Annotated in this window: 18 protein-coding genes; 3 read left to right on the top strand and 15 right to left on the bottom strand. The window is 54.4% G+C overall.

What is annotated here, in order from left to right; genetic code table 11:
• Positions 1 to 60: 60 nt before the first annotated feature.
• Together frr and pyrH are read right to left on the bottom strand one after the other, a co-directional pair.
• The gene (gene frr / locus E0E20_RS02760; protein WP_130836565.1) at positions 61 to 615 is read right to left on the bottom strand and encodes a ribosome recycling factor; all 555 of its coding nucleotides are present in this window, start codon (positions 613 to 615) and stop codon (positions 61 to 63) included.
• A gap of 18 nt (positions 616 to 633) precedes the next feature.
• Positions 634 to 1,332, bottom strand: a complete 699-nt coding sequence (pyrH, locus tag E0E20_RS02755) for a UMP kinase (RefSeq protein WP_130836564.1) — start codon at positions 1,330 to 1,332, stop codon at positions 634 to 636.
• Positions 1,333 to 1,502: 170 nt separating this feature from the next.
• On the opposite strand from pyrH, the gene E0E20_RS02750 reads away from it, so the two are divergent.
• The 3 genes from E0E20_RS02750 to typA all read left to right on the top strand — a co-directional run bounded on the left by E0E20_RS02750 (position 1,503) and on the right by typA (position 5,062).
• Positions 1,503 to 2,630: a putative ABC transporter permease gene (locus E0E20_RS02750; RefSeq protein ID WP_130836563.1), complete on the top strand. Its 1,128-nt coding sequence runs from the start codon at positions 1,503 to 1,505 to the stop codon at positions 2,628 to 2,630.
• The gene (locus E0E20_RS02745; protein ID WP_130836562.1) at positions 2,627 to 3,115 is read left to right on the top strand and encodes an HD domain-containing protein; all 489 of its coding nucleotides are present in this window, start codon (positions 2,627 to 2,629) and stop codon (positions 3,113 to 3,115) included. Before E0E20_RS02750 ends, E0E20_RS02745 begins: the two co-directional genes overlap by 4 nt.
• Positions 3,116 to 3,220: 105 nt before the next feature.
• Positions 3,221 to 5,062 carry a translational GTPase TypA gene (typA, locus tag E0E20_RS02740; protein WP_130836561.1) on the top strand — a complete coding sequence of 614 codons (1,842 nt, stop codon included), beginning with the start codon at positions 3,221 to 3,223 and terminating at the stop codon, positions 5,060 to 5,062.
• Positions 5,063 to 5,217: 155 nt separating this feature from the next.
• On the opposite strand, the gene E0E20_RS02735 is transcribed toward typA, so the two are convergent.
• The 13 genes from E0E20_RS02735 to rpsB form a co-directional block, all read right to left on the bottom strand.
• A complete protein-coding gene (locus E0E20_RS02735; RefSeq protein ID WP_130836560.1) occupies positions 5,218 to 5,805 on the bottom strand; it encodes a hypothetical protein in 588 nt (195 codons plus the stop codon).
• 57 nt (positions 5,806 to 5,862) lie between these two features.
• Entirely contained in the window at positions 5,863 to 6,891 is a 1,029-nt protein-coding gene (locus E0E20_RS02730) for a LacI family DNA-binding transcriptional regulator (protein ID WP_130836559.1), read from the bottom strand.
• Between the two features lie 31 nt (positions 6,892 to 6,922).
• Positions 6,923 to 7,819 carry a DMT family transporter gene (locus tag E0E20_RS02725; protein ID WP_130836558.1) on the bottom strand — a complete coding sequence of 299 codons (897 nt, stop codon included), beginning with the start codon at positions 7,817 to 7,819 and terminating at the stop codon, positions 6,923 to 6,925.
• 68 nt (positions 7,820 to 7,887) lie between these two features.
• Positions 7,888 to 9,213, bottom strand: a complete 1,326-nt coding sequence (locus tag E0E20_RS02720) for an ABC transporter substrate-binding protein (protein ID WP_242622629.1) — start codon at positions 9,211 to 9,213, stop codon at positions 7,888 to 7,890.
• 65 nt (positions 9,214 to 9,278) lie between these two features.
• Positions 9,279 to 10,100 (bottom strand): carbohydrate ABC transporter permease, encoded by an 822-nt coding sequence (locus E0E20_RS02715; protein ID WP_130836940.1) that lies wholly within the window; start codon positions 10,098 to 10,100, stop codon positions 9,279 to 9,281.
• The gene (locus E0E20_RS02710; protein WP_130836557.1) at positions 10,100 to 10,987 is read right to left on the bottom strand and encodes a carbohydrate ABC transporter permease; all 888 of its coding nucleotides are present in this window, start codon (positions 10,985 to 10,987) and stop codon (positions 10,100 to 10,102) included. The genes E0E20_RS02715 and E0E20_RS02710 overlap by 1 nt, the downstream gene beginning before the upstream one ends.
• The gene (locus E0E20_RS02705; RefSeq protein WP_130836556.1) at positions 10,974 to 14,108 is read right to left on the bottom strand and encodes a glycoside hydrolase family 2 TIM barrel-domain containing protein; all 3,135 of its coding nucleotides are present in this window, start codon (positions 14,106 to 14,108) and stop codon (positions 10,974 to 10,976) included. Before E0E20_RS02705 ends, E0E20_RS02710 begins: the two co-directional genes overlap by 14 nt.
• Before the next feature lie 354 nt (positions 14,109 to 14,462).
• The gene (metA, locus tag E0E20_RS02700) at positions 14,463 to 15,380 is read right to left on the bottom strand and encodes a homoserine O-acetyltransferase MetA (protein WP_130836555.1); all 918 of its coding nucleotides are present in this window, start codon (positions 15,378 to 15,380) and stop codon (positions 14,463 to 14,465) included.
• Complete coding sequence (ligA, locus tag E0E20_RS02695; protein ID WP_130836554.1) at positions 15,370 to 17,406, bottom strand: NAD-dependent DNA ligase LigA; 2,037 nt, start codon at positions 17,404 to 17,406, stop codon at positions 15,370 to 15,372. The genes metA and ligA overlap by 11 nt, the downstream gene beginning before the upstream one ends.
• Before the next feature lie 7 nt (positions 17,407 to 17,413).
• On the bottom strand, positions 17,414 to 18,226 hold the full coding sequence (locus E0E20_RS02690) for a pseudouridine synthase (RefSeq protein WP_242622627.1): 813 nt from the start codon (positions 18,224 to 18,226) through the stop codon (positions 17,414 to 17,416).
• Positions 18,223 to 19,224 (bottom strand): adaptor protein MecA, encoded by a 1,002-nt coding sequence (locus tag E0E20_RS02685; RefSeq protein ID WP_130836553.1) that lies wholly within the window; start codon positions 19,222 to 19,224, stop codon positions 18,223 to 18,225. The genes E0E20_RS02690 and E0E20_RS02685 overlap by 4 nt, the downstream gene beginning before the upstream one ends.
• A 108-nt stretch (positions 19,225 to 19,332) precedes the next feature.
• Positions 19,333 to 20,283 (bottom strand): translation elongation factor Ts, encoded by a 951-nt coding sequence (gene tsf, locus E0E20_RS02680; protein WP_130836552.1) that lies wholly within the window; start codon positions 20,281 to 20,283, stop codon positions 19,333 to 19,335.
• A 100-nt stretch (positions 20,284 to 20,383) separates the two neighbouring features.
• Positions 20,384 to 21,145: a 30S ribosomal protein S2 gene (gene rpsB / locus E0E20_RS02675; RefSeq protein WP_130836551.1), complete on the bottom strand. Its 762-nt coding sequence runs from the start codon at positions 21,143 to 21,145 to the stop codon at positions 20,384 to 20,386.
• Between the last annotated feature and the right edge of the window lie 128 nt (positions 21,146 to 21,273).

Raw genomic sequence — 21,273 nt, 5'->3', positions numbered from 1 at the left:
CCCGGAACACCTGCCTGCTCACTGTCGCTGCCTCTATATCCCTGCCGCTGCCGCGGGGCGTCAGACCGTCATGATCTCCTTGGTCTTTGCCTCGATCGCAGCATCAATATCCTTTCCGTACTTATCCGTGAGCTTCTGCAGCTCATCCTGCAGATCCTTTACCTCGTCCTCCGACACATCCTCGGTCTTCGTGAGCTTCTTCAAGGCATCATTGCCGTCTCGGCGCACGTTGCGGATCGCAATTTTCGCCTCCTCGCCGTGCTTGCGGATCTCCTTGGAAAGATCCCGGCGGCGCTCCTCCGTAAGCTCAGGAAACACAAGGCGGATCGAGGACGCGTCGGTGATCGGCGTGATCCCGACATCGCTCGCAAGAATCGCGCGGTTGATATCCTTGATCATGCTCTTGTCCCACGGCTTGATCTCAATGATGCGCGCCTCCGGCACGGAGACGTTCGCGACCTGCTGAATCGGTGACGGCGTGCCGTAATAATCCACACGAAGCTTATCAAGAACATGAGGATTCGCACGCCCCGCGCGGATCGACGCCAGATCCGTCCGGAGAAACTCCACTGTTTTGATCATCTTCTCATCGTACCCTTTCAGTCTTTCATTCATGGCCTCACTCCTGTTTTGTCAGTCAACCGTGATTGTTGTTCCGCCCTGATTTCCCTCTGCCGCGCGGACGATGCTGTTCTCCTCCTGCAGGGCAAAGATGCGGATCGGCATCCGGTTCTCCTTTGCAAGAATCGACGCCGTCATGTCCACTGCCTGAAGGTTCCTCGCGATCACCTCGTCGATGGAAATGGTGTCAAAGCGCTTTGCCTCCGGGTTCTTTGCCGGATCGCTGTCATAGACGCCGTCGATGCTCTTCGCCATGAGAATACAGTCCGCATCGACCTCGATCGCCCGGAGCACCACGCCGGTGTCGGTCGAGAAAAACGGATGCCCCGTCCCGCCCGCAAAAAAGACGACCATGTGGTGGGCAAAATATTTGCTGGCCCTGTCCTTGGAAAAGAGCTTCGTAAAGCCCCCTATCTCAAAAGGCGTCAGCACGCTGGTCATCATGCCCTCCGTCCGGAAAATCTCCGACACGTAAATACAGTTCATGACCGTGGCCAGCATACCGATCTGATCGGCCTTGACCCGATCGATCTCGTTGCCGGTGCGCCCTCTCCAGAAGTTTCCGCCGCCGGTCACCACGCCGATCTCGTGACCGGCCTCCACCAGACGCCGAACCTGACGCGCCACCCGGCGGACCGTCTCCTCATCGAAGCCTGTTCTGCGGTCCCCGGCCAGTGCCTCGCCGCTCAGCTTAAGAATGATTCTGCTCATAATTCTCCATGCCGAAGTATTTTTATGCCGTTCCCGGAGGCATGCGCGCGGGAGCCGCCGCACCGGGACACACGCCCTTATGCCGATTCCCATGATACCATAAATGGCGCGGCGGTGGAAACTATTATGTGCTAGAATAAACCACAGAAAACGAAGGAGGTATCTGCGCCATGCTGATAAGCCAGCTATTCAACCGATTTATCCTGTTCAGCTTTCTGGGTTGGATATACGAATGTATCTACTGCGCTGTCCGAACCGGACACTGGGACAACCGCGGCTTTCTCTACGGCCCGGTCTGCCCGATCTATGGCTGCGGCGTCACCGCTCTCCTGCTTCTGCGCGCATTCACTGCGCCGGACTCCGGATTCGCGCTGCTCCCTCTGTGGGGCGTCTTCCTTATAAGTATGCTCGGCAGCGCCGTCCTTGAATATCTCACCTCCTTTGTTCTGGAGCGGCATTTTCACGCCCGCTGGTGGGATTACAGCAATGTCCCGCTCAACATTCACGGCCGTATCTGTCTCCCGGCCTCTGTCGGCTTCGGCGCCGCCGGCGTCGTCCTCATGCGCTGGGTACTTCCGTTTTTTGAGCGGACAGCGGACGCCTTTTCTCTCCCGATTCCCGCCGAGGAGGCCGCCTCGATCTTTCTGGCGGCCCTCTTCGCCGCCGATTTTGCGCTGACGGTGGACACGCTCCTCTCTCTCACGGCAAGGCTCGATCAGATCTCGGCCGAGTTCGACACACGCATGGAGCTCGCGGTGCAGAAAGCCAGCATACCGAAGCAGGCGATCTCTGCCTATGCCAGAGAGGCAAAGGAATCCTCCGCCGCGCTTCTGGGGCGGGCGGAGGAGCTGCCGCAGGCCATCCGCAGCGCCGCCGAGGAATCGGCAACCCTGCTCCGCGGCAAGCTGGAGGAATCCGGACAGGCCCTCGAGGACATGACCGATCGCTTCCGGAAATATGCTTCCACGCTGAGCCAGCGCCAGCAGTACAGCCTCCGCAGCATTCCGTTTTACAGCACCGAACGTCTCTCCCGCACCGCAGAGCGAATGAAAGAGGCGATCTCCGCGCTGCCCTCCTCCCGGAGCAGGAAAGAAAAGGATGCCGGCGCAGGCTCACAGAGCGTGCAGCAGCCGGAAGCACCGGACGGGATCCGGCGCGAAGCGCCTGAAAGGAGCGGGAACGAAGCGTCCGGCGAGAGCTGTAATGCGGCACCGGACGAAGTCCGGCATGAGACGTCCGGCGAGGGCCGGAAAGAAACGCCGGACGAGGCGCACCGCCGGGAGGACTCTTTCTTATGAATATATCCGCTTCGCAGGAACAGAAATTCCGGGCTCTGCTCGGCGGCATTGACGCCGACCGGCGGACGCTCCGGATGAAAGAATACATCCAGCACGGTTCCACCTCGACCTATGATCACTGCATCGCGGTAGCCCGCATGAGCTACCGCATCCGCTGCCGCCTCTCTGTCCCGATGCGGGACCGCGAGCTGGTCCGCGGAGCGGTTCTGCACGACTACTTTCTGTATGACTGGCACAGCTACCGCGGCCCTCTTCACGGCTACCATCACGCCGAGACCGCTCTACAGAACGCCGTCCGGGATTTTGAAGACCTCACGCCCTGTGAAAAGGACATCATCCGCAGCCACATGTGGCCGCTCAACCTGTTCTGTGTTCCGCACTGCCGCGAGGCCCTTGTCGTCTGCCTCGCCGACAAGCTCGTCTCCGCGGGAGAAACGCTCCGGCGGCGCTCCCGCATACACAGGACCGCGGGGGACGCCGTGTAGCTTTTGCTGCCCGCAGTTGTGTCTCCCCCTCCCGCAGTGCTATAATAATGCGGTTTTGAAAGCGGGCCTTTCCGTGATACATCGTATTAAGAAACGGAGTTTTTCATGATCCAGAAAAGAGAAGATATCAGAAATGTCGCCATCATCGCCCACGTCGACCACGGCAAGACAACCCTCGTCGACGGGCTTCTTCGCCAGAGCGGCGTCTTCCGCGAGAATCAGGAGGTGCAGGAGCGCGTCATGGATTCCAACGCTCTTGAGCGGGAGCGCGGCATCACGATCCTTTCCAAAAACACCGCCGTTCATTACAACGGCGTGAAAATCAATATCATCGACACCCCCGGCCACGCGGATTTCGGCGGAGAGGTAGAACGCATCCTCAAAATGGTCAACGGCGTCATTCTCGTCGTCGACGCCTTTGAGGGGCCGATGCCCCAGACCCGCTTCGTGCTCAGCAAGGCCATGGAACTGGATCTTCCCGTCATCGTCTGCATCAACAAGATCGACCGCCCCGGCGCACGTCCCACACAGGTCATCGACGAGGTGCTCGAGCTCCTCATGGATCTGGGCGCCAATGACGAGCAGCTCGACTGTCCCTTTGTCTTCGCCTCTGCCAAGGCCGGCATCGCGACGCTGGATCTCGGCTCGGTCGGTTCCTCGATGAAGCCTCTCTTCGAGACGATCATCGACACCATCCCCGCCCCCACGGGCGACCCCGAGGCTGGAACGCAGATGCTGATTTCCACCATTGACTACAATGAATACGTCGGGCGCATCGGCGTAGGCCGCGTCGACAACGGCACGCTCCGCGTCGGACAGGAATGCGTTCTTCTCAACCACCACGATCCGGACCGGCACAGAAAGGTCCGGATCACCAGACTGTACGAATTTGAGGGGCTCTCCAAGGCCGAGGTGACGGAGGCGGGCATCGGCTCCATCGTCGCGCTGTCCGGCATCGAGGATCTGAAAATCGGAGACACCATCTGCGCGCCCGACGCGCCGGAGGCCATCCCGTTCCAGAAGATCTCGGAGCCCACCATCGCCATGACCTTTAACGTCAACGACTCTCCGCTGGCCGGCCGCGAGGGCAAATTCGTCACGTCGCGGCATCTGCGCGACCGCCTGTACCGCGAGCTCAACACGGATGTCTCTCTCCGGGTAGAGGACACCGACACCACCGATGCATTCAAGGTCTCCGGCCGCGGCGAGCTGCATCTGTCCGTTCTCATCGAGACGATGCGCCGCGAGGGCTACGAGTTTGCCGTTTCCAAGGCGGAGGTCATCTATAAGACGGACGAAAACGGGAAGCGCCTTGAGCCCATCGAAATCTGCTACATCGATGTTCCGGATGAATTTTCGGGCTCCGTCATTTCAAAGCTCTCGGAGCGCAAGGGAAATCTTGTCAGCATGGGGACCGCGAACAACGGCTTCACCCGTCTCGAATTTGATATTCCATCCCGCGGCCTCATCGGCTATCACGACTCTTTCCTCACCGACACCAAGGGCAACGGAATCATGAACACCATTTTCAAGGGCTACGAGCCGTACCGCGGCGATATCTCCTACCGCAAGCAGGGCTCGCTCATCGCCTTTGAAAACGGCACCGCCGTCACCTACGGACTGTTTCAGGCGCAGGATCGCGGCAGCCTCTTCATCACCCCCGGGCAGGAGGTCTATCAGGGCATGGTCATCGGAGAGGCCGGCAAGGGCGAGGATGTGTTCTGCAACGTCTGCAAGACGAAGCACCTGACCAACACAAGAACCTCCTCCTCGGACGAGGCGCTCCGCCTCGTGCCGCCGAAGCTCCTCTCGCTGGAGCAGGCCATCGACTTCATCGATGCGGACGAGCTGCTCGAAGTCACGCCAAAGTCGCTCCGCATCCGCAAGAAAATCCTTGATCCCCGTCTGCGCAAGCGCGCCGTGATCTCCGCCTCGCAGAAAGGGTGACCGCATCTGTCATCGAATACGGAAAGATAAAATATGCCCCTGCGGCACGTGTCCGCCCCTGTCGTCAGATACTTCGTCTGACAAAGAGGGGCCGCTACACTCGCCGCAGGGGCATATTATTTTATAGATACTTCGGGCAAGAGCCCTGATACCGCTCACTGCTTCGGATTGGTCACGGTAAAGCTCACGGGCACCGCCGCGTATTTCGCCGCGATCTCCTCCAGAGGGAGCTGCCCCAGACTGTACGCATCCATATCCGCGAGATACTGCGCCGAATAATCCATGTGCTGGTAGCCGATATGGAACGAGGAGACGTCATTTTCCTTTTTCAGGAGGAAACGGGCCACAATATTCGCCGCCTTTCCGTTCTCCAGCGTGCCGAATTCGCAGGCGGCCAGAGGCTCCGCGTTCTGCAGGGGCTTCCCCGCCGCGTCCGCCGCAGAAGTGAAGGCCGTATAATTGAACATCCTGCCCGAGTTATTCAGAATCGTCAGCTCCACGACCAGAACGCGGTTGTAGTCCCTGCCGTGATTCTCGCTGCGGATCACATAGGGATGCGCAAAATCGCGGCGCAGCTGAAACATAACCCCGTCCGGCGTTTTCACCACCTCATTCTGTACGGTCAGAAAATACGGGGTGATCCCTGCCGCATGCACGGCGGAAGCGCCCGTGGACATCGTTCCCACCGCCGTAAATACGGCGAGCGCAAGGGCAAGCCAGCACGATCTCTTCTGTTTCCTCATCGTTTCCTCCCTGTCGAAATTTCTTTGATCTTTATTGTAACACATACAGAATGCTTTTCAGTCGATCATCCTTACGCTTCCACGCACTTTCATCTCGGTCCCTGCCGTTACCCGTATGCTTGTTTTTCTCTCTCCAAGCACCCTTTCCCTGAGAAGTTTTACAGCATAATCTCCCATAAATTCCATTGGCAGCCGGACTGTCGTCAGCGGAGGCGTCATGTACTTTGCAGACGGAATATCATTAAACCCAATAATACTGACTGCACCCGGAATCATCAGCTTCAAATCATATGCCGCCTTATATACACCTGATGCTATGGTATCATTTACGACAAACAGCGCGGTCGGGGACTCCGATGCAGGATATTTCGCGCCCGCACCATGGAAGTCACCATACAGTTCCATGAACAGTCGGTGTCCGTCGCCGGCCGTAAACTTTCCGGTTTTCACAAAACGCTCATCGTATAATCCTCTTTTCCCCAGAAGTTCCCGGAAATATACTGTCCGCGGTTCCATTACCTGTTCCGAACTTTCATACGATTCATCACTTCCGATCAGACCGATTCTGCGGTGTCCGCAGCCATACAAATAATCGACAACGGAGTTCATGGCGCCACGGTAATCCACGACAACCGAGTCAAAATTGCAGCTCCCGGGCATACTGTCTATAAATACAGCCGGAATATGCCACCCCTCGATAGATTCAAATTTCTTTCTTGTGAATGTACCCAATCCAATGATTCCATCCACACCGGGCAACACAGGTGAAAGGTCTCTCTCCGGCAGCATGATGCTGGTATACTTTTCTTTCTGAAGTCTCTTTTCGACAGCAAGCCGGATGCACAGATAATAGGGATCTTCCAGCTCTTCCTCCGGAGAATAAGTATAAACCAGTCCAACCCGCAGCTTTCTGTTTTGGTTCCCCTTACGCTTTGCTTTCGGTGTATATTCCAGTTCCTCTGCCGCTTCAAGAATATTCCGGCGGGTTCTGTCCTGTACGTTAATCGTCTCATCGTGATTCAGCACCCGGGATACCGTTGTAGGAGAAACCCCTGCCCTCAACGCAATGTCTTTAATTGTTGCCATGCTCTCTCCACCAGCTGACCTGCAGTTTTTTTCAGGCACCCTCACAAGGTTTGTGCAGGTCACTATTTTTTGTTCCGGATGTTCTTCCCCTGAGTTCTGAAATGAGTACCGCAGAAAGAATTAAAAGAGATCCGATAATCATTCTCAAAGTGATCCGTTCATGCAATATTATAATAGAAAAAAATGTTCCAAAAACAGATTCCATAGATAAAATTATAGCAGAACCGGTCTCATCCACATATTTCTGTGCCCATGTCTGCAGGAAATAGCAAACGCTCGTGCTGACAGTTCCAAGATAAAGCACGGCAAGGATGCTCTTAGCCGAAGGATTCATTGCAAATCCTCCAGTGCCAATAAATCCGACAAAAGAAAGTGTGAAAGCAGTCAGCATCTGAAGGAAATTCAAAACAGAAAAATCAATTTTGTGTACAAGCAAACCTGTGAGATATATTTGTGCAGCAAAACAGACAGCGCATAAAAGCGTAAGCATATCTCCCTTGCCGATTAAAAATCCGCTTTGAATCGACAACACACCAACCCCGACGAGCGCGATCCCCGCGCCAAGAATTCCCTGCACTAAAATCTTCTTTCTTCCAAAAATCAGGGCAATAATCGGAACCATAACAACATTTGTCGCTGTCAGAAAGGCATTTTTCGATGGAGTAGTATACTGCAGGCCGATAACCTGTAAAGCAAATCCTCCAAATAATGCCGATCCAAGAACCGCGCCGCTTATTAAATCATTCCTGCTGATTTTCTTTATTTGAGTTTTCGCCGGCAGCGCCATAATTACTGATGCTATCAGAAAGCGGAAGAACATAATCTGAAAGGGCGTAAATGTTTCCAGTGCCATGTCGCTGGCAACAAACCCGCCTCCCCAGATTACCGTTACCAAAATCAGTGCAAACACACCAAGATACTTTTTCATAATAACATAACCCGAAAAACGGAGGGCAGAAATTGCCCTCCGTTCATTACCTTTGTTTACGTGAGGTATTAATGTCCGTATTTGTTCTCGAAGTTTTCCTGCAGTGCATCAAAGGTCTGTTTTACATCAGCTCCATTCAGATAAACCTGCGTACACGAAACTGCTGCTTCGTCATTCGCTTCCAGCACATTGGGGGACGCCGGAATATCCGCAATATTATTGCTCGCTTCGACGAAAGGAGCATAAACATTGCCGCTAAAGAATGGATCGCCAGCCGTAAAAATTTTTGCATCATAGCTGGGCTTATAGGAGGGATACAATCCGTATTTTTCCAATCCCGCAATCTGCAGTTCCTTGTCTGTAAGAGCAAATTTAATAAAATCTTTTACCTGTTCCGGGTATTTCGTCTTCGCATTCGCTGCAAGATCGCTGCCTCCATTATTGCAGGAATATTTACCGCCATCTATGGCTGGAAGCGCGATTGACGCCCACTTCCCCTCCGTCTTTGGCGATTTGTCCTTAATCGTCCCAATCATCCATACCGCCTCGGGGATGCAGGCAACGGACTCATTGACAACGCACTGCTCATACTCATCCCATCCGTTGTAATCGAGACAGATACCAGAGTCATAAATCTGTTTTGCCTTCTCCATTGCCTTTATAGAATTATCATTATTCACAATCGGCTTCCCGTCCGCATCAAATAAGCCTGTGCCGAGCTCATTGCGGATCATGGTATAAAGATTTGTCCTCTGCGGATTCACCGGAAGCATTTTTACCGGATCACCGCCGGGTGTTTTACACACTGCCTCTACCTTTTTGCCTGCCTCGATGAGATCGTCCCATGTTTTGATGCTGCCTGCCTCAACTCCGGCCTGCTCAAAGTAGTCGGTACGGTAGAAAAATCCCATCGGACCCGCATCCCACGGAAACGCATGTGTCTTGCCATTGTAAACACACTCGTTGATCTTAGACTGGACAAAATCATCCGTCGTCAGGATATCCGACAGATCCAGGAATCCTTCCGGAAATTTGTCTTCATAACCGGTGATAACATCCCCCTCAATCTGAATAATATCAGCAATGCCGTTCCCCGTAGACAATGATGTAGAAAGCTTCTTGTACACCTGATCAGTTCCCATTTCAACAAAGTCGAACTTTACATTCGGATGTTCTTCCTGATATTTGGCGGCGCAGTCTTTGAGCTGCATAAGAGCCACATCCCACGCCCATACGGCGAGCGTAATGTCTCCCTCCCCGCTCTTCTCCGAAGAAGAACCCCCTGCCGGTCCGGCTTCCGTCTGTGCTGTTTTTCCGCAGCCGGCCAGCAGTCCGCCAGTCATCGCAATTGCCACAGCAGTTGCCAGCAACCGTTTTTTTCTGCTCTTTTTCATAGTGATATTTCCTCCTTCATTAAATTGTATGCGCCATGGATAATTTTCCATGATTAGCCTCCCATTTATTCTTTCACTGCTCCTCCCATAACACCTGCGACAAATTGTTTCTGGAAAAGCATGAAAATTATCAGAATTGGCAGAGTCGCAATTGCCGTCGCCAGCATGATAACCGCATAGTTTTTATTCGTGGGATTTCCGTCCAGCATAGCAAGGGCAATAGGAAGCGTATATTTGTTTTCGCTCTGCAGTACAATCAAGGGCCACATGAAGTTGTTCCACATACTTGTAAACATGTAGATCACCAATGCACTGATCGCCGGTTTTTCATTCGGCAATACAATCCGGAAGAACAGTCCTAATTCGCCGACCCCATCTATTCTTCCTGCTTCCAGAAGCGCCGACGGGAACCCCAGCATGTTCTGCCGCATCAGAAAAATGCCGAATGCATTGGCCAGAAGCGGCAGAATAACAGACGCGTATGTATCCGTCAGATTAAACCGGATCATCATTTCAAAGAGCGGAACATACATAACCAGGGAAGGGATCATCATGGTGCCCATGATGAAACCATAAATCAATTTCTTTCCGCGGAATTCAAACTTCGCAAGCGCGTACCCCGCTGCCGAAAACAACAAAACAGCAAACAGCGTATATACAATGGATATGATGAGCGTGTTCAGAATGCTGTGGAAGAGATCCATCTTTCCAATCAGAATGCCAAAGTTCTCAGCCAGCTCCGTTCCCGGTGTAAGCTTTGGCGGAATGGACAGGATCTGTTCGTTGCTGTTGGTTCCGGACACAAACATAAAATAAAAAGGAAACAACGAAATAAACGCAATCAGGATAAGCACCACATAACAGAAAAAACGGCTTATTTTATTCATCAATCCGTATCTCCTTTCGCAGTTGCTTTGAACTGTAATGCAGAGAGCAGAAATATGATGATCGTCATCACATACCCGATCGCAGAGGCATATCCAAACTTAAGATAACGGAAACCATTATCGTACAGGTATTCACCCATGGTGATGGTCGCATTGTTCGGCCCGCCGGAGGTCAGGATAAATGGCTCATCGAAAAGCTGCAGCGTTCCGATTGTAGATGTAATCGTACAGAACAGGATGATCTGTTTAACCATCGGGACTGTGATATATACAAACCTCTGCCGCGCTGTTGCTCCATCGATCCTTGCCGCTTCCTGAAGACTATCCGGTATAGACTGAATACCGGCCAGAAGAATAATCATGTTGTATCCTGTCCATCTCCAGGTTATCGCCATAATAATGGCAATTCTTGCCGACCATTCCCCGTAGAACCAGTTGACGCCCTTAGCTCCAAACAATTCAATGACGTAATTGATCAGCCCATGGTCTCCGTTCAAAAGGACTTTGAAAACCAGGGCATACGCCACTAATGCCGTGATTGACGGCAGAAAAACAGAGGTTCGGAAGAACGCTTTCCCGCGCAGGAATTTCTCTTCAATCAAAACCGCTATTGCCAGTGCAAGCAATATCATTACAGGCACCTGAATGACCAGATAGACCACCGTATTAAACAGGCTCTTGTAAAAGGTCCTGTCGTGAAAGAGCACAATGTAATTATGCAGCCCGACAAACTGATAGCAGCCCGATTTAAGCTCAAAGAAGCTCAGATACAAAGATCGTATAATCGGATAAATCATAAACAGAACAAAAATCAAAATGGTCGGCGCGAGCAGTACATAAGGAGCATTTCCTTTATTGATCAGATGCCCTTTCCTATGATTTTTCATTTCCGTCCATTCCTCCCAGCGCTTCTCTGCAAGCCTCTACCGCTTTTTCCAATTGCCCGCTCCATGCTGTAAATGCCAGACGCATTCTATAATCATTGAGCCTTGTCTTGTTCTCAAAGGTCTGCTCTTCTCCGCAGGAATTCGTCCCAAGTCCGGAATGCATAGCATCCAGATGGAGGAATACTGTATCCCGATGCGGAATCTCCTCCCGGTGCTTTGCTCCCGCAAGATCTTCTATGGAATAATCATGTGCATCAAATCCGACTGGAGATTCTGCCACCGCAAGAAATCCCATTTCCCTGCCGTTTATATCGCCCGAGAGGGCAAGCCACCTCGTATCGCACCTGTGTCCGTTCTCCTGAGGCTTGATGTATCCCTCATCCATTTCTGACAAAGTCTTAATAAAGCGTCCGACATATGCACCGGATTTCATGTCCGGATAATTTTCCATCGGACCTCTTCCATACCAGGCTACATTCCTGCACCACTCCGGCAGCCGCATCTCAATTCCAAGCCTCGGAATAAATTCCGGATAAAACGAACCATGGTGATATCCATTCATCGTAAGATCAAGAAGCAGGATTCCGTCTTTCCGGAAGAAATACCGGTAAGCGGCATGAAAGCCAAAAGACTGACTGACAGGAGCAAACAATGTTTGAGCAAAAAATTCCACACCGCTTTCCGTTTCTTTAATGCTTATATCCTCCAGTTCCTCCACGCAGCGCTGAAGAAAATATTTGCCATACCAGTCCGGCGCTTTATACATATCATTGTCAATAACTGCCCGATCCATCACCAGACGGGGACCATCCAGTATCCACGGCAATTCATCCGCTTCGGCATGAATAAGCTGTCCTGTCACAAGATTAAATCGGGTCAGGCACCTTCTTTCCGGGCCCGAAGCTGTAAGCTCCAGCTCAGCCGCAGATTTGTTGACGAGAATCTTCGATAGTCCTCTGCTCTCTTTCAAAATCACAGCTGAGCTCTGCATAGGATTGCTCTTAGCTGTTTGCTTCTTAAGCCCCCTGTCGATGCGTCCGGTATGGCTGAGAGGCAGCTGTATCATGTTCATTTCATAGCCTTTTTCTGCGAACAGCGTTCTGTCCCTGTACAGAAAATGGAGATTCAGAAAACTCTCGTCATCAATTACGTCCTCCTCCGATACCGGCACAACCAAAATTTCTTTCCCCTGTGGCTTCGCACACAGATTTCTTTCTCCTGTCTTGACAATTTTGCCGCATTTCACGATCTCATAGCGAAGTCTCAGATAAGAAAGCGTCCGGAACAGGTTATCATTGTATATACATACTGTCCCCGGCAGGCTGTCCTGTACAGGCTCTGCGCGGACCGGAGCAATAACCTGCTTCAGATGAAAAAGTCCGGAGGATGGAACGCGATCCGGTTTCAGCAGGCCATCAACACAAAAATTGCCGTTGTTCGGAATATCGCCATAATCTCCGCCGTAACGATATACGGTTCTTCCATCCGCTGTTCTCTCTGCGAGGGCCTCATCATACCATTCCCATATAAATCCTCCATGAAGGCGCTCATAGCTGCGGAACAGCTTCTGATACTTTTCCAAATTGCCCGGACCTGTTCCCATCGCATGAGCATATTCACAAAGGATATGCGGTTTATCATGCGCGTCATGCCCTTCGGCAATCTTCTTCATGCCGTCCAGCCTTGTGTACATCGTCGAATAAACATCCGTGATGTCTGCTTCCGAATCTCCCTCATAGTGGATCAGCCTCGTGTCATCAAGACTGCGTATGGTTTCTGCTTCCGCAGCAAAGTTTGGCCCTGTACTGGATTCATTACCAAGAGACCACATAATGATGCACGGATGGTTTCTGTGCTCCATCACCATGCGCTTTGCACGGTCACAATAGGCATCTTTCCAGGACGGAAGACGATTCAGCCAGTCATACTGCCCAATCCACTCAAAGCCATGAAGCTCCAGATCCGCTTCGTCTATGACATAGAACCCATACTTGTCACAGAGGTAATAGAAATAACTTTCTTTCGGATAATGAGAGCAGCGAATCGCATTGATATTGCACCGCTTCATCATCCTCAGGTCTTCTTCCACCTGCTTTGGATCAACCGTCAGTCCGCCCTCCGGACTGAAATCATGCATATTGACCCCGTTAATAAGAATCGGCCTGCCGTTAATCAGAATCCGGTGTTTATCTGCCGAAACCGTTCGGAATCCAATTCTCGCAAAGGCCTCATCTGCCGCCACACCTTCAATAAGCAGACTGATATGCAAATTATATAAATAGGGGTCTTCGGCACTCCATGGATGAACAGAAGGAATACGCAGAATACTGCTTCCGTCATCCCCCGCTGTGCACGCAGCAACCTCGTTCCCCTCTGCATCCTTCAAAATGCAGGAAATCTCAGTGCTCCGTGCGTCGATATCTCCTTCCGGCAAAACAAATTTCTGTTCAAGGATGCCGATCCCTCTCAAAAAATCATATCCGGCCTTTATCTGCCAGTCTGCAAAGCCGATCACCGGCTCCTGGACGATCTCCACCGTTCGAAAAATACCGGAAAACCACCACATATCCTGACATTCAAGGTAAGAACCGTCCGACCATTTATAAAGACGCACTGTAATCTGGTTCTTCCCGTTTTGGATCATTCCGCTGATGTCAAACTCAGAAGCTAAGCGGCTCCCCTTACTATACCCGGCATACTTTCCGTTTAACCACAGCTGAAATGCACTCGAAGCCCCGTTGAAGCGCAGGACCGTTTTGCGTTCCGGCACAGCAAAATGATAGTCAAATTCTCTTCTGTAAATTGCCGTAGGATTTTCTGATGGCACATACGGCGGCTCGATAGGAAACAGATACCACACATCATCATAATGTTCTTCACCGTATCCTCTCCTCTCAAGACAAGACGGAACCTCTATCGAATCCCATGCACTGTCGTCAAATTCGATAGTCTGAAACCCTTCGGGAGAATATTCCGGAGCTTTCAAATACAGAATTTTCCATTCTCCGTTTAGTGTAATGGCTCCATCAGCACAGCACGTTCTGCAGAAATCGCAATGAGGTTCTCTGCGCCCCTCTTCCAGCAGACATTCGTTTTCCCAGAGTTTCTTTTTTCTATTCATGGTGAACACCTGATAATAATTTAGTGAAATTAATAATTATTTTACTGATATTATTATATTCTATCTCCTGTTTGTCAACATCTGACCCGTATCAGTTTACCCCCGAATTATTCATCTCAACACAGCATATATATCTGAAATCCGCATATTTACTGTATTTTTTCTTTTTACTTTCATCAGATAAATGAACATAAAAAGAACCCAGTTTCCAGTAAAATTTTCAGCAGCAACGTTTTCTCCCCGATACAGGATTTCAGAAAAAAGAAACAACTGAAAAAGGAACTGCCTCCTTAGAGATAAAAATCTCTAAGGAGGCAGCTCCTTTTCTGCTCTTGCAGTCTTTACATTATATTTTCAGCGAATTTGGCTGATATCATACGGCGTGAGCTGGTATACGTAATAATTGATCCAGTTGGCGTACAGGAGGCTGCTGTGAGAGCGCCACTGCAAGGCCGGCTCCTGCTCCGGATCGTCGCCCGGGAAGTAGTTCTCCGGAAGCGCCGTATCCAGTCCTCTCTCCCTGTCGCGCAGAAATTCGTCGCGGAGCGTGTAGCGATCGTACTCCCCGTGGCCGAAGATGAAGATCTGCCGCCCCTCCTTTGCCATGCACAGGAGCACCCCGGCAGCCTCGGACTCCGCGAAAACCGTCAGCCCCGGGCAGGCGGAAATATCCTTTCCCGAAACCTCCGTATAACGGCTGTGCGGAATCAGAAAATAGTCGTCGAAGCCCCGTACAATCGGCTCGCTGCGATGGTATACCCTGTGCGGGTAGACACCGAAGAGCTTGCGGGGCAGACGCTTTTTCTGCAGACCGTAGTGATAGTACAGACCCGCCTGCGCCCCCCAGCAGATGTGAAAAACGGAGGTCACGTGCGTTTTGCTCCACTCAAAGATCCGGCACAGCTCCGGCCAGTAGTCGACCTCCTCGTACTCCATGGTCTCCACCGGCGCGCCCGTGATGATAAGGCCGTCAAAGCGGCGTCCGCGGAGCTCCTCAAAGGTGTAATAAAACGAATTCAGATGGCTGGAGGACGTGTGCGTGCTCTCGTGGCTCCCGACCCGCATGAGCGTGATATCGACCTGCAGCGGCGAATTGGAGAGCATCCGCAGAAGCTGCAGCTCCGTGTCCTCCTTTTTCGGCATGAGATTCAGAATACATAACTGCAAAGGACGGATGTCCTGATGAAGCGCGCGGTTTTCGTCCACAATAAAAAGATTCTCGCGCTCCAGCGTCTCTCTGACCGGCAGATCATTCTGAATATTAATCGGCATGCCCCTCTCCTCTCTGCGTCATCACAAGCAGCTCCGCCTCCGTAATCACGGGGATGCCGAGCTGTCTCGCCTTGTCCAGCTTCGAGCCGGCGTTTTCTCCCGCCACTACATAGCTCGTCCGGCTGCTGACCGAACCGGTGCAGCGGCCCCCGGCGGCCGTGATCAGCTCCTCCGCCTCGCGCCGTCCCAGCGTCCCCAGCGTGCCGGTCACGACGATCGTCAGCCCGGCGAGCCGGCCCGGCTGCGCCTCTTCGTCCATCCGGAGCATCTCCATATTGACGCCGAGCGCCTCGAGATCGGCAAGAATTTTCCGATTTTCCCCGTTGTCAAAGAAATCGCGGATGCAGACGGCCGTGGTCTCTCCCACATCCGGAATTCCCGTGAGCTCCTCCGCAGAGGCCGCCATCAGTTCCCGGATCGAGGCGTAATGCTGCATGATGGTCCTTGCCGTCGTTCGTCCCACGTTCCGGATTCCCAGCGCCGCCAAAAGGCGGTCCGGTTCATTGCGCTTCGAGCTCTCGATGGCCGCCAGCACCTTGTCCGTATTTTTTTCCTTTCCGATGATTCCCTTTTCCACCAGCTCATCGCGGTAGCCGCAGAGCCGGTAGATATCGGCGTAATTATGAAGATAGCCCTCCCGGATCAGCGCGTCGATCAACGTCTCCCCGAGCCCCATGATGTTCATGCAGCCGATGGAGACAAAGTAGGCAAGCGTCCGGGTGAGCTGCGCCGGGCAGGACGGATTGACGCAGCGGATGTCCGCCGTGTCCTCCTCCCGGACGAGAGGCTGACCGCAGACCGGGCAGTGCGACGGCGCGCGGTATATCGTCTCCGGCTCTTTCACACAGCCGTTCAGCTTCGGGATGATCTCTCCGGATTTGAAGAGGCGGTAGTGCCCCCCGACGCCGATGTGCATCTCGCTGATGTAGTCCTGATTGTGGAGCGTCGCCCGCGACACGGCTGTCCCGCAGAGCCGCGCCGGTTTTCCTGTCTCGGCGTCATGAAAGCGCCCTGTGAACGTAAGTCTGCCTGTTCTCCCCACGTCCACAAGGATCTCCTCCATCTCCACCACGCGCTCCTCAGGCGGATATTTATAGGCGATGTGACCGCTCGAATACTTGCTCCCTGCGGGAAAGGCGTCCCGGAGAGAGGTGTCGTCCAGCTTGACCACCGCGCCGTCCAGATCGTAGGGCAATTCCTCCCGCAGCTCACCGATCTCATCGATCGCCGCCAGCACCTCCGCCGCCGTATGGCAGAGACGGTGGCGAACCACCGGGATGCCGGCCTCCCCGAGCACCGAAAGCCCCGCCGCATGACTCGCCGTGAGCTCCGCAGGGCCTCTCTGCACATTGAACACCAGCATATGCAGGCCGCGCTCCCGCGTCACGTTCGGATCGAGCTGCCGCAGCGTCCCCGCCGCAAGATTCCGCGGATTCGCCGCCGTCTTTTTTCCCAGCGCCTCCTGCGCCTCATTGAAGCGGTCAAAGCTCTCATGGCTCATGTAGACCTCGCCCCGGAGCTCAAAGGAATCATACGGGAGCTTCACGGTCTGAAGAATGTCCGGGATCATCCGGGCGTTTGCCGTCACATCCTCGCCCTCAAAGCCGTTCCCCCGGGTCTCCGCCAGCGCGAGCCGGAGCGCGCCCGCCTCCTCATCCCTCACATAGCGCAGGGAAAGGCTGAGCCCGTCGATCTTCGTCTCGACCGAAAAGTGCGCCTCCGGGTACTGCGCATGGATCCGGCCGATCCATGCCTCCACCTCCTCCTTGGTAAAGACGTCCTCGATGGACAGCATCGGCACGTCGTGGCGCACCTTGACCCCCGCCTCGCGCTTCGCCTCTCCGCCCACTCTCTGCGAGGGCGATTCCTGCGTCACCCATTCGGGATGCTCTCTCTCCGCCGCCTTGAGCTCCTGCATCAGGCCGTCGTACTCATAGTCCGATATCTCGGGCGCATCCTGATTGTAGTAACGGTCCATATGATACCGTATCGTCTCCGCGAGCCGGTCGTACTCCTGCCGTGTCATAGCCCTGTCACACCTCTCTCATTCCCGCCGCTGCGCGGAGCTCCTCCAGCTCCCCGCCCGAAAGCTCCCGGCACTGCCCGGGCTGCATCGCCCCGAGCTCCACCGTCAGCACGCGGACGCGCTTCAGTCTTTTCACCTCATTGTTCACCGCCCTGCACATGCGACGGATCTGATTGTTCAGCCCCTGCGTGAGCACAAAGCGAAGCGTGCGGTCGCCGAGGCGCGTTACCTCGCAGGGCCGCGTCGTCACTCCGAGCTCTCTGAGAAAAACCCCTTTCCGCAGACGGTTCAGCTCCGCATCGCTGACCCGCTTCGTTACACGGACGATATATTCCTTTTCATGACCGTTCCGTCCCCGCATCATCGCATCGATGAGCGCTCCGTCGTTCGTCATGAGAAGCAGCCCCTCCGAGTCGCGGTCGAGCCGCCCGGCGTAGGCAAGGCGCAGCGGATAGTGAAAGGCGTCCGCCAGCGTTCGCTCCGCGTGGGGGTCTCTCTCCGTGCAGGTCACGCCCACCGGCTTATAAAAGGCGACGACCGTCTTTTTTGGGGCGGGACGCAGTATCTTTTCTCCGATACGGACGATATCCTCGCCGGGCACCACGGAGGATCCGGTCTCCGCCAAACGGCCGTTCACCGTGACGCTCCCCCGGGCGATCAACGCATCCGCATCCCGCCGGGAGCAGTAACCGCAGGCTGCGATGAATTTATTCAGGCGCACGCGCTCCGCCCCGGCAGGCATGCGCTCCGCTGCAGGCACTCGATCCGCCCCGGCGGGCGCGCCTCCCGCCGCAGGCCGGTTCTTCTGCTGTTCTCTCATATTTTTGCAAGCTCTCCGATGGTATCGTCTTTCCGGATGCAGCGCTCCTGCTCCCGGATATGCGCCAGAACCTCCGGCCGCGACGTCAGCATCCGGCCGTATTCATTGAGCGACAGTACCGTCTTGGCAAAGCGGGAATCTTCCCCCTCGGGCTTGGTGAGGATCAGCCAGTAGCGGGGGGCTGTGCCGCCCGCGTAGAGCTCGGCCTCGATCCCCCGCTCCGCATAAACCGGCTGCCTGCTGATAAAGCGGGCGCAGCGGAGAACGTCGCCGAAGCTGTCAAATTCAAAAAGAAACTCCCGGTCCCGAAGCTGCTGTTCTGCGGGCTCCTCCGCAGGAGTGCTGCGGCCGGGTCCGGCCGCTGCTCTGCCGCTGCCCGGCAAAGCGCCGCCGGAATGCGGTCCCCGCGAATCCTGTGAATCCCGGACGCCGGAAAGCATCTTCTCCCCGGGCTCCGGCACTTCCCCTGCGCCGGGTTCCCCGGCCGAAGCATCCGTCCCCTCTTCGCCGCTGTCCTCTTTTTCCCGCGCTTCTTCATCCCCGCCGTCTTCCACAGGCGCCTCGGTTCCCGCCGAGGGGTCGGGAACTCCCAGCTCCGTCCGCATGAGGTGGGCCGCGTATTCTTTCAGCTTCTCAATCCGTTCGTCATCCGACAGCTTTGAGAGATCCCGCCGCATTTTGTCCGTGAGGACAATGCCCAGCTTTTTCTGCAGCTCCCCCAGCATCCTGTCGAACTGCTCGTGCGACTGCTCCGAAATCGTGAGGCTGAGCGACTGATCCGGCAGAACCGACATCTGCATGCTCGTCCCCCCGCCGGTCGCGCGAAAGCCCACGCGGCGCGCCGCCTCGTTCAGAACCTGATGCAGGAACTCCATGGCCTCCTCTTTTTTCTCAAAGAGGTCGTCGATGCGCAGTCCGTGGGCGCGCATATCCTCCTGTGTGATGATGCAGTTGATGGTTGTCTCATTGATTTTCCGAAATTTCAAGTCCACCACCATTCCGGGCGGTCCTCCCCGTACTGCGGGAAACCGCACAAAGTGCAAAAGAGGAGACGGAAAGTTCCCGCCTCCTCGAATAAATTCCTGTTTCAGCTTCCGGACGCAGGATCAGCCTTTCACCTGTGCCATAACCTCTTCCGCGAAGTTCTCCTGCTTCTTCTCCATGCCTTCACCGACCTCCCAGCGAACAAATCTGCGGATCGCAAGCTCGGTGCCGTTTCTCCTGCCGACCTCGGCCAGATACTGCGCCACGGTCTGCTTGCCATCCTCGGCCTTGACATAGATCTGATCGTTCAGGCAGATCTCCTTGAGCTCCTTGGCAAGGCGGCCCACAAGCTGCTTTTCGAGGATCTGCTCCGGCTTTCTCTTGTTCTCGGGAAGCTGCTCGTTCTCCTGCCGGATGTTCGCCATGATAATTTCTTTCTCATGCTCGCGGAAGCTTTCCGGAACCTCGTCCACGGAGACATACTGCGCGGAAAGAGCCGCGACCTGCATCGCGATATTGCGGACGGCCTCTCTGATATCATCGTTGACCACCGCTGTGGAGGCGTCGACCACGACAGAGATGCGGCCGCCGTCATGACTGTACGTCGCAAGAACGCCGTCATTCTCCTCGATCTTCATCTCACGGCGGATGCTCAGCTTCTCGCTGATAACCGCAATCATCTCGACCAGAGCCTCGCTTACCGTCTCCTCCGGATTCTCAAGCCACTTCTCCGCCATGAACGCATCGAGATCGGCGGCATTGCTGGCAAGCGCCTGCTGCGCCACTTTCCCGACATAGTTCTGAAATTTCTCGTTCTTCGCCACGAAATCCGTCTCGGAATTAACCTCGACGATCGCAGCTCTCCGATCGCCGTCCGTCGCGATGCGGGTAAGTCCCTCGGCCGCGATGCGGTTCGCTTTCTTCTCCGCCTTGGCCTGCCCGTTCTTTCTGAGAAACTCCATCGCCTCGTCCATGTTGCCGTCGCACTCGGTCAGCGCCTTTTTGCAGTCCATCATGCCTGCACCGGAGACCTCTCTCAGCTCTTTCACCATTGCTGCGGTAATTACTGCCATCTGCCTGTCCTCCTTACATATCGTACCACACAGCCCGTCCCGAAACAGACGGGCTGCATATCCGTTCTGCCCATCCTGCGGCAGGAAATCGCCCTTTGAATTACAGCGTTCCCTCAGCCGCCTGCTCCGCCTCAGACGCTGCGGACTCAGCCGCGAGCGCCTCGTCGTCGACGTTCTCTTCTCCCTGCTTCGCCTCAACGACGGCATCCGCCATCTTGCCGGTCAGAAGCTTGACGGCGCGAATCGCATCGTCGTTGCCCGGGATCACAAAATCCAGCTCCTCCGGATCGCAGTTGGTGTCGCCGATGCCGATCAGCGTAATGCCCAGCGCATGCGCCTCCTGCACGCAGATCTTCTCTTTCTTGGGATCGACCACGAAGATTGCGTCCGGAATGCGGGTCATGTTGCGGATGCCGCCGATGTTCTTCTGCAGCTTTTCCTGCTCTTTCTGAAGCTGCGCAACCTCTTTCTTGGGAAGCACGTCGAACGTCCCGTCTGCTTCCATCTGATCGATCTTGTTGAGACGCGCCACGCGGCTCTGGATGGTCTTGAAGTTGGTCAGCATGCCGCCGAGCCATCTCTGATTGACATAATACATGCCGCAGCGCTCCGCCTCGGCCTTGATCGCATCCTGCGCCTGCTTCTTGGTGCCGACAAAGAGAATGGTTCCGCCCTGCTCGACGATCTCAAAGACCGCCTTGTAGGCCTCGTCCACCTTTACGACGGACTTCTGCAGGTCAATGATGTGGATGCCGTTTCTCTCCGTAAAGATATACGGCGCCATCTTGGGGTTCCATCTTCTGGTCTGATGACCGAAGTGCACACCGGCTTCCAGAAGCTGCTTCATCGATACTACGCTCATTTTGTTTCCTCCACTAAAAATTAGTTTGTCTTCCGCATCCAGCTCGCGGGCAGCGGCACAAAGCCGTACCGCCGGAAGGACTTGTCTGCCATTTGCCTCTTGCAAACACACGGCAGCCGCGCAGGAAT

The sequence above is a fragment of the Lachnoclostridium sp. Marseille-P6806 genome, from assembly GCF_900625025.1.
Lineage (GTDB): Bacteria > Bacillota > Clostridia > Lachnospirales > Lachnospiraceae > CAG-791.
Note: the sequence above shows the minus strand (reverse complement) of the source record. Positions and strands in the feature narration are given on the sequence as shown.

Coding starts and splice junctions, on each gene's coding strand:
- frr (WP_130836565.1), bottom strand. CDS start 615: ATGAATGAAAGACTGAAAGGGTACGATGAGAAGATGATCAAAACAGTG.
- pyrH (WP_130836564.1), bottom strand. CDS start 1,332: ATGAGCAGAATCATTCTTAAGCTGAGCGGCGAGGCACTGGCCGGGGAC.
- E0E20_RS02750 (WP_130836563.1), top strand. CDS start 1,503: ATGCTGATAAGCCAGCTATTCAACCGATTTATCCTGTTCAGCTTTCTG.
- E0E20_RS02745 (WP_130836562.1), top strand. CDS start 2,627: ATGAATATATCCGCTTCGCAGGAACAGAAATTCCGGGCTCTGCTCGGC.
- typA (WP_130836561.1), top strand. CDS start 3,221: ATGATCCAGAAAAGAGAAGATATCAGAAATGTCGCCATCATCGCCCAC.
- E0E20_RS02735 (WP_130836560.1), bottom strand. CDS start 5,805: ATGAGGAAACAGAAGAGATCGTGCTGGCTTGCCCTTGCGCTCGCCGTA.
- E0E20_RS02730 (WP_130836559.1), bottom strand. CDS start 6,891: ATGGCAACAATTAAAGACATTGCGTTGAGGGCAGGGGTTTCTCCTACA.
- E0E20_RS02725 (WP_130836558.1), bottom strand. CDS start 7,819: ATGAAAAAGTATCTTGGTGTGTTTGCACTGATTTTGGTAACGGTAATC.
- E0E20_RS02720 (WP_242622629.1), bottom strand. CDS start 9,213: ATGAAAAAGAGCAGAAAAAAACGGTTGCTGGCAACTGCTGTGGCAATT.
- E0E20_RS02715 (WP_130836940.1), bottom strand. CDS start 10,100: ATGAATAAAATAAGCCGTTTTTTCTGTTATGTGGTGCTTATCCTGATT.
- E0E20_RS02710 (WP_130836557.1), bottom strand. CDS start 10,987: ATGAAAAATCATAGGAAAGGGCATCTGATCAATAAAGGAAATGCTCCT.
- E0E20_RS02705 (WP_130836556.1), bottom strand. CDS start 14,108: ATGAATAGAAAAAAGAAACTCTGGGAAAACGAATGTCTGCTGGAAGAG.
- metA (WP_130836555.1), bottom strand. CDS start 15,380: ATGCCGATTAATATTCAGAATGATCTGCCGGTCAGAGAGACGCTGGAG.
- ligA (WP_130836554.1), bottom strand. CDS start 17,406: ATGACACGGCAGGAGTACGACCGGCTCGCGGAGACGATACGGTATCAT.
- E0E20_RS02690 (WP_242622627.1), bottom strand. CDS start 18,226: ATGAGAGAACAGCAGAAGAACCGGCCTGCGGCGGGAGGCGCGCCCGCC.
- E0E20_RS02685 (WP_130836553.1), bottom strand. CDS start 19,224: ATGGTGGTGGACTTGAAATTTCGGAAAATCAATGAGACAACCATCAAC.
- tsf (WP_130836552.1), bottom strand. CDS start 20,283: ATGGCAGTAATTACCGCAGCAATGGTGAAAGAGCTGAGAGAGGTCTCC.
- rpsB (WP_130836551.1), bottom strand. CDS start 21,145: ATGAGCGTAGTATCGATGAAGCAGCTTCTGGAAGCCGGTGTGCACTTC.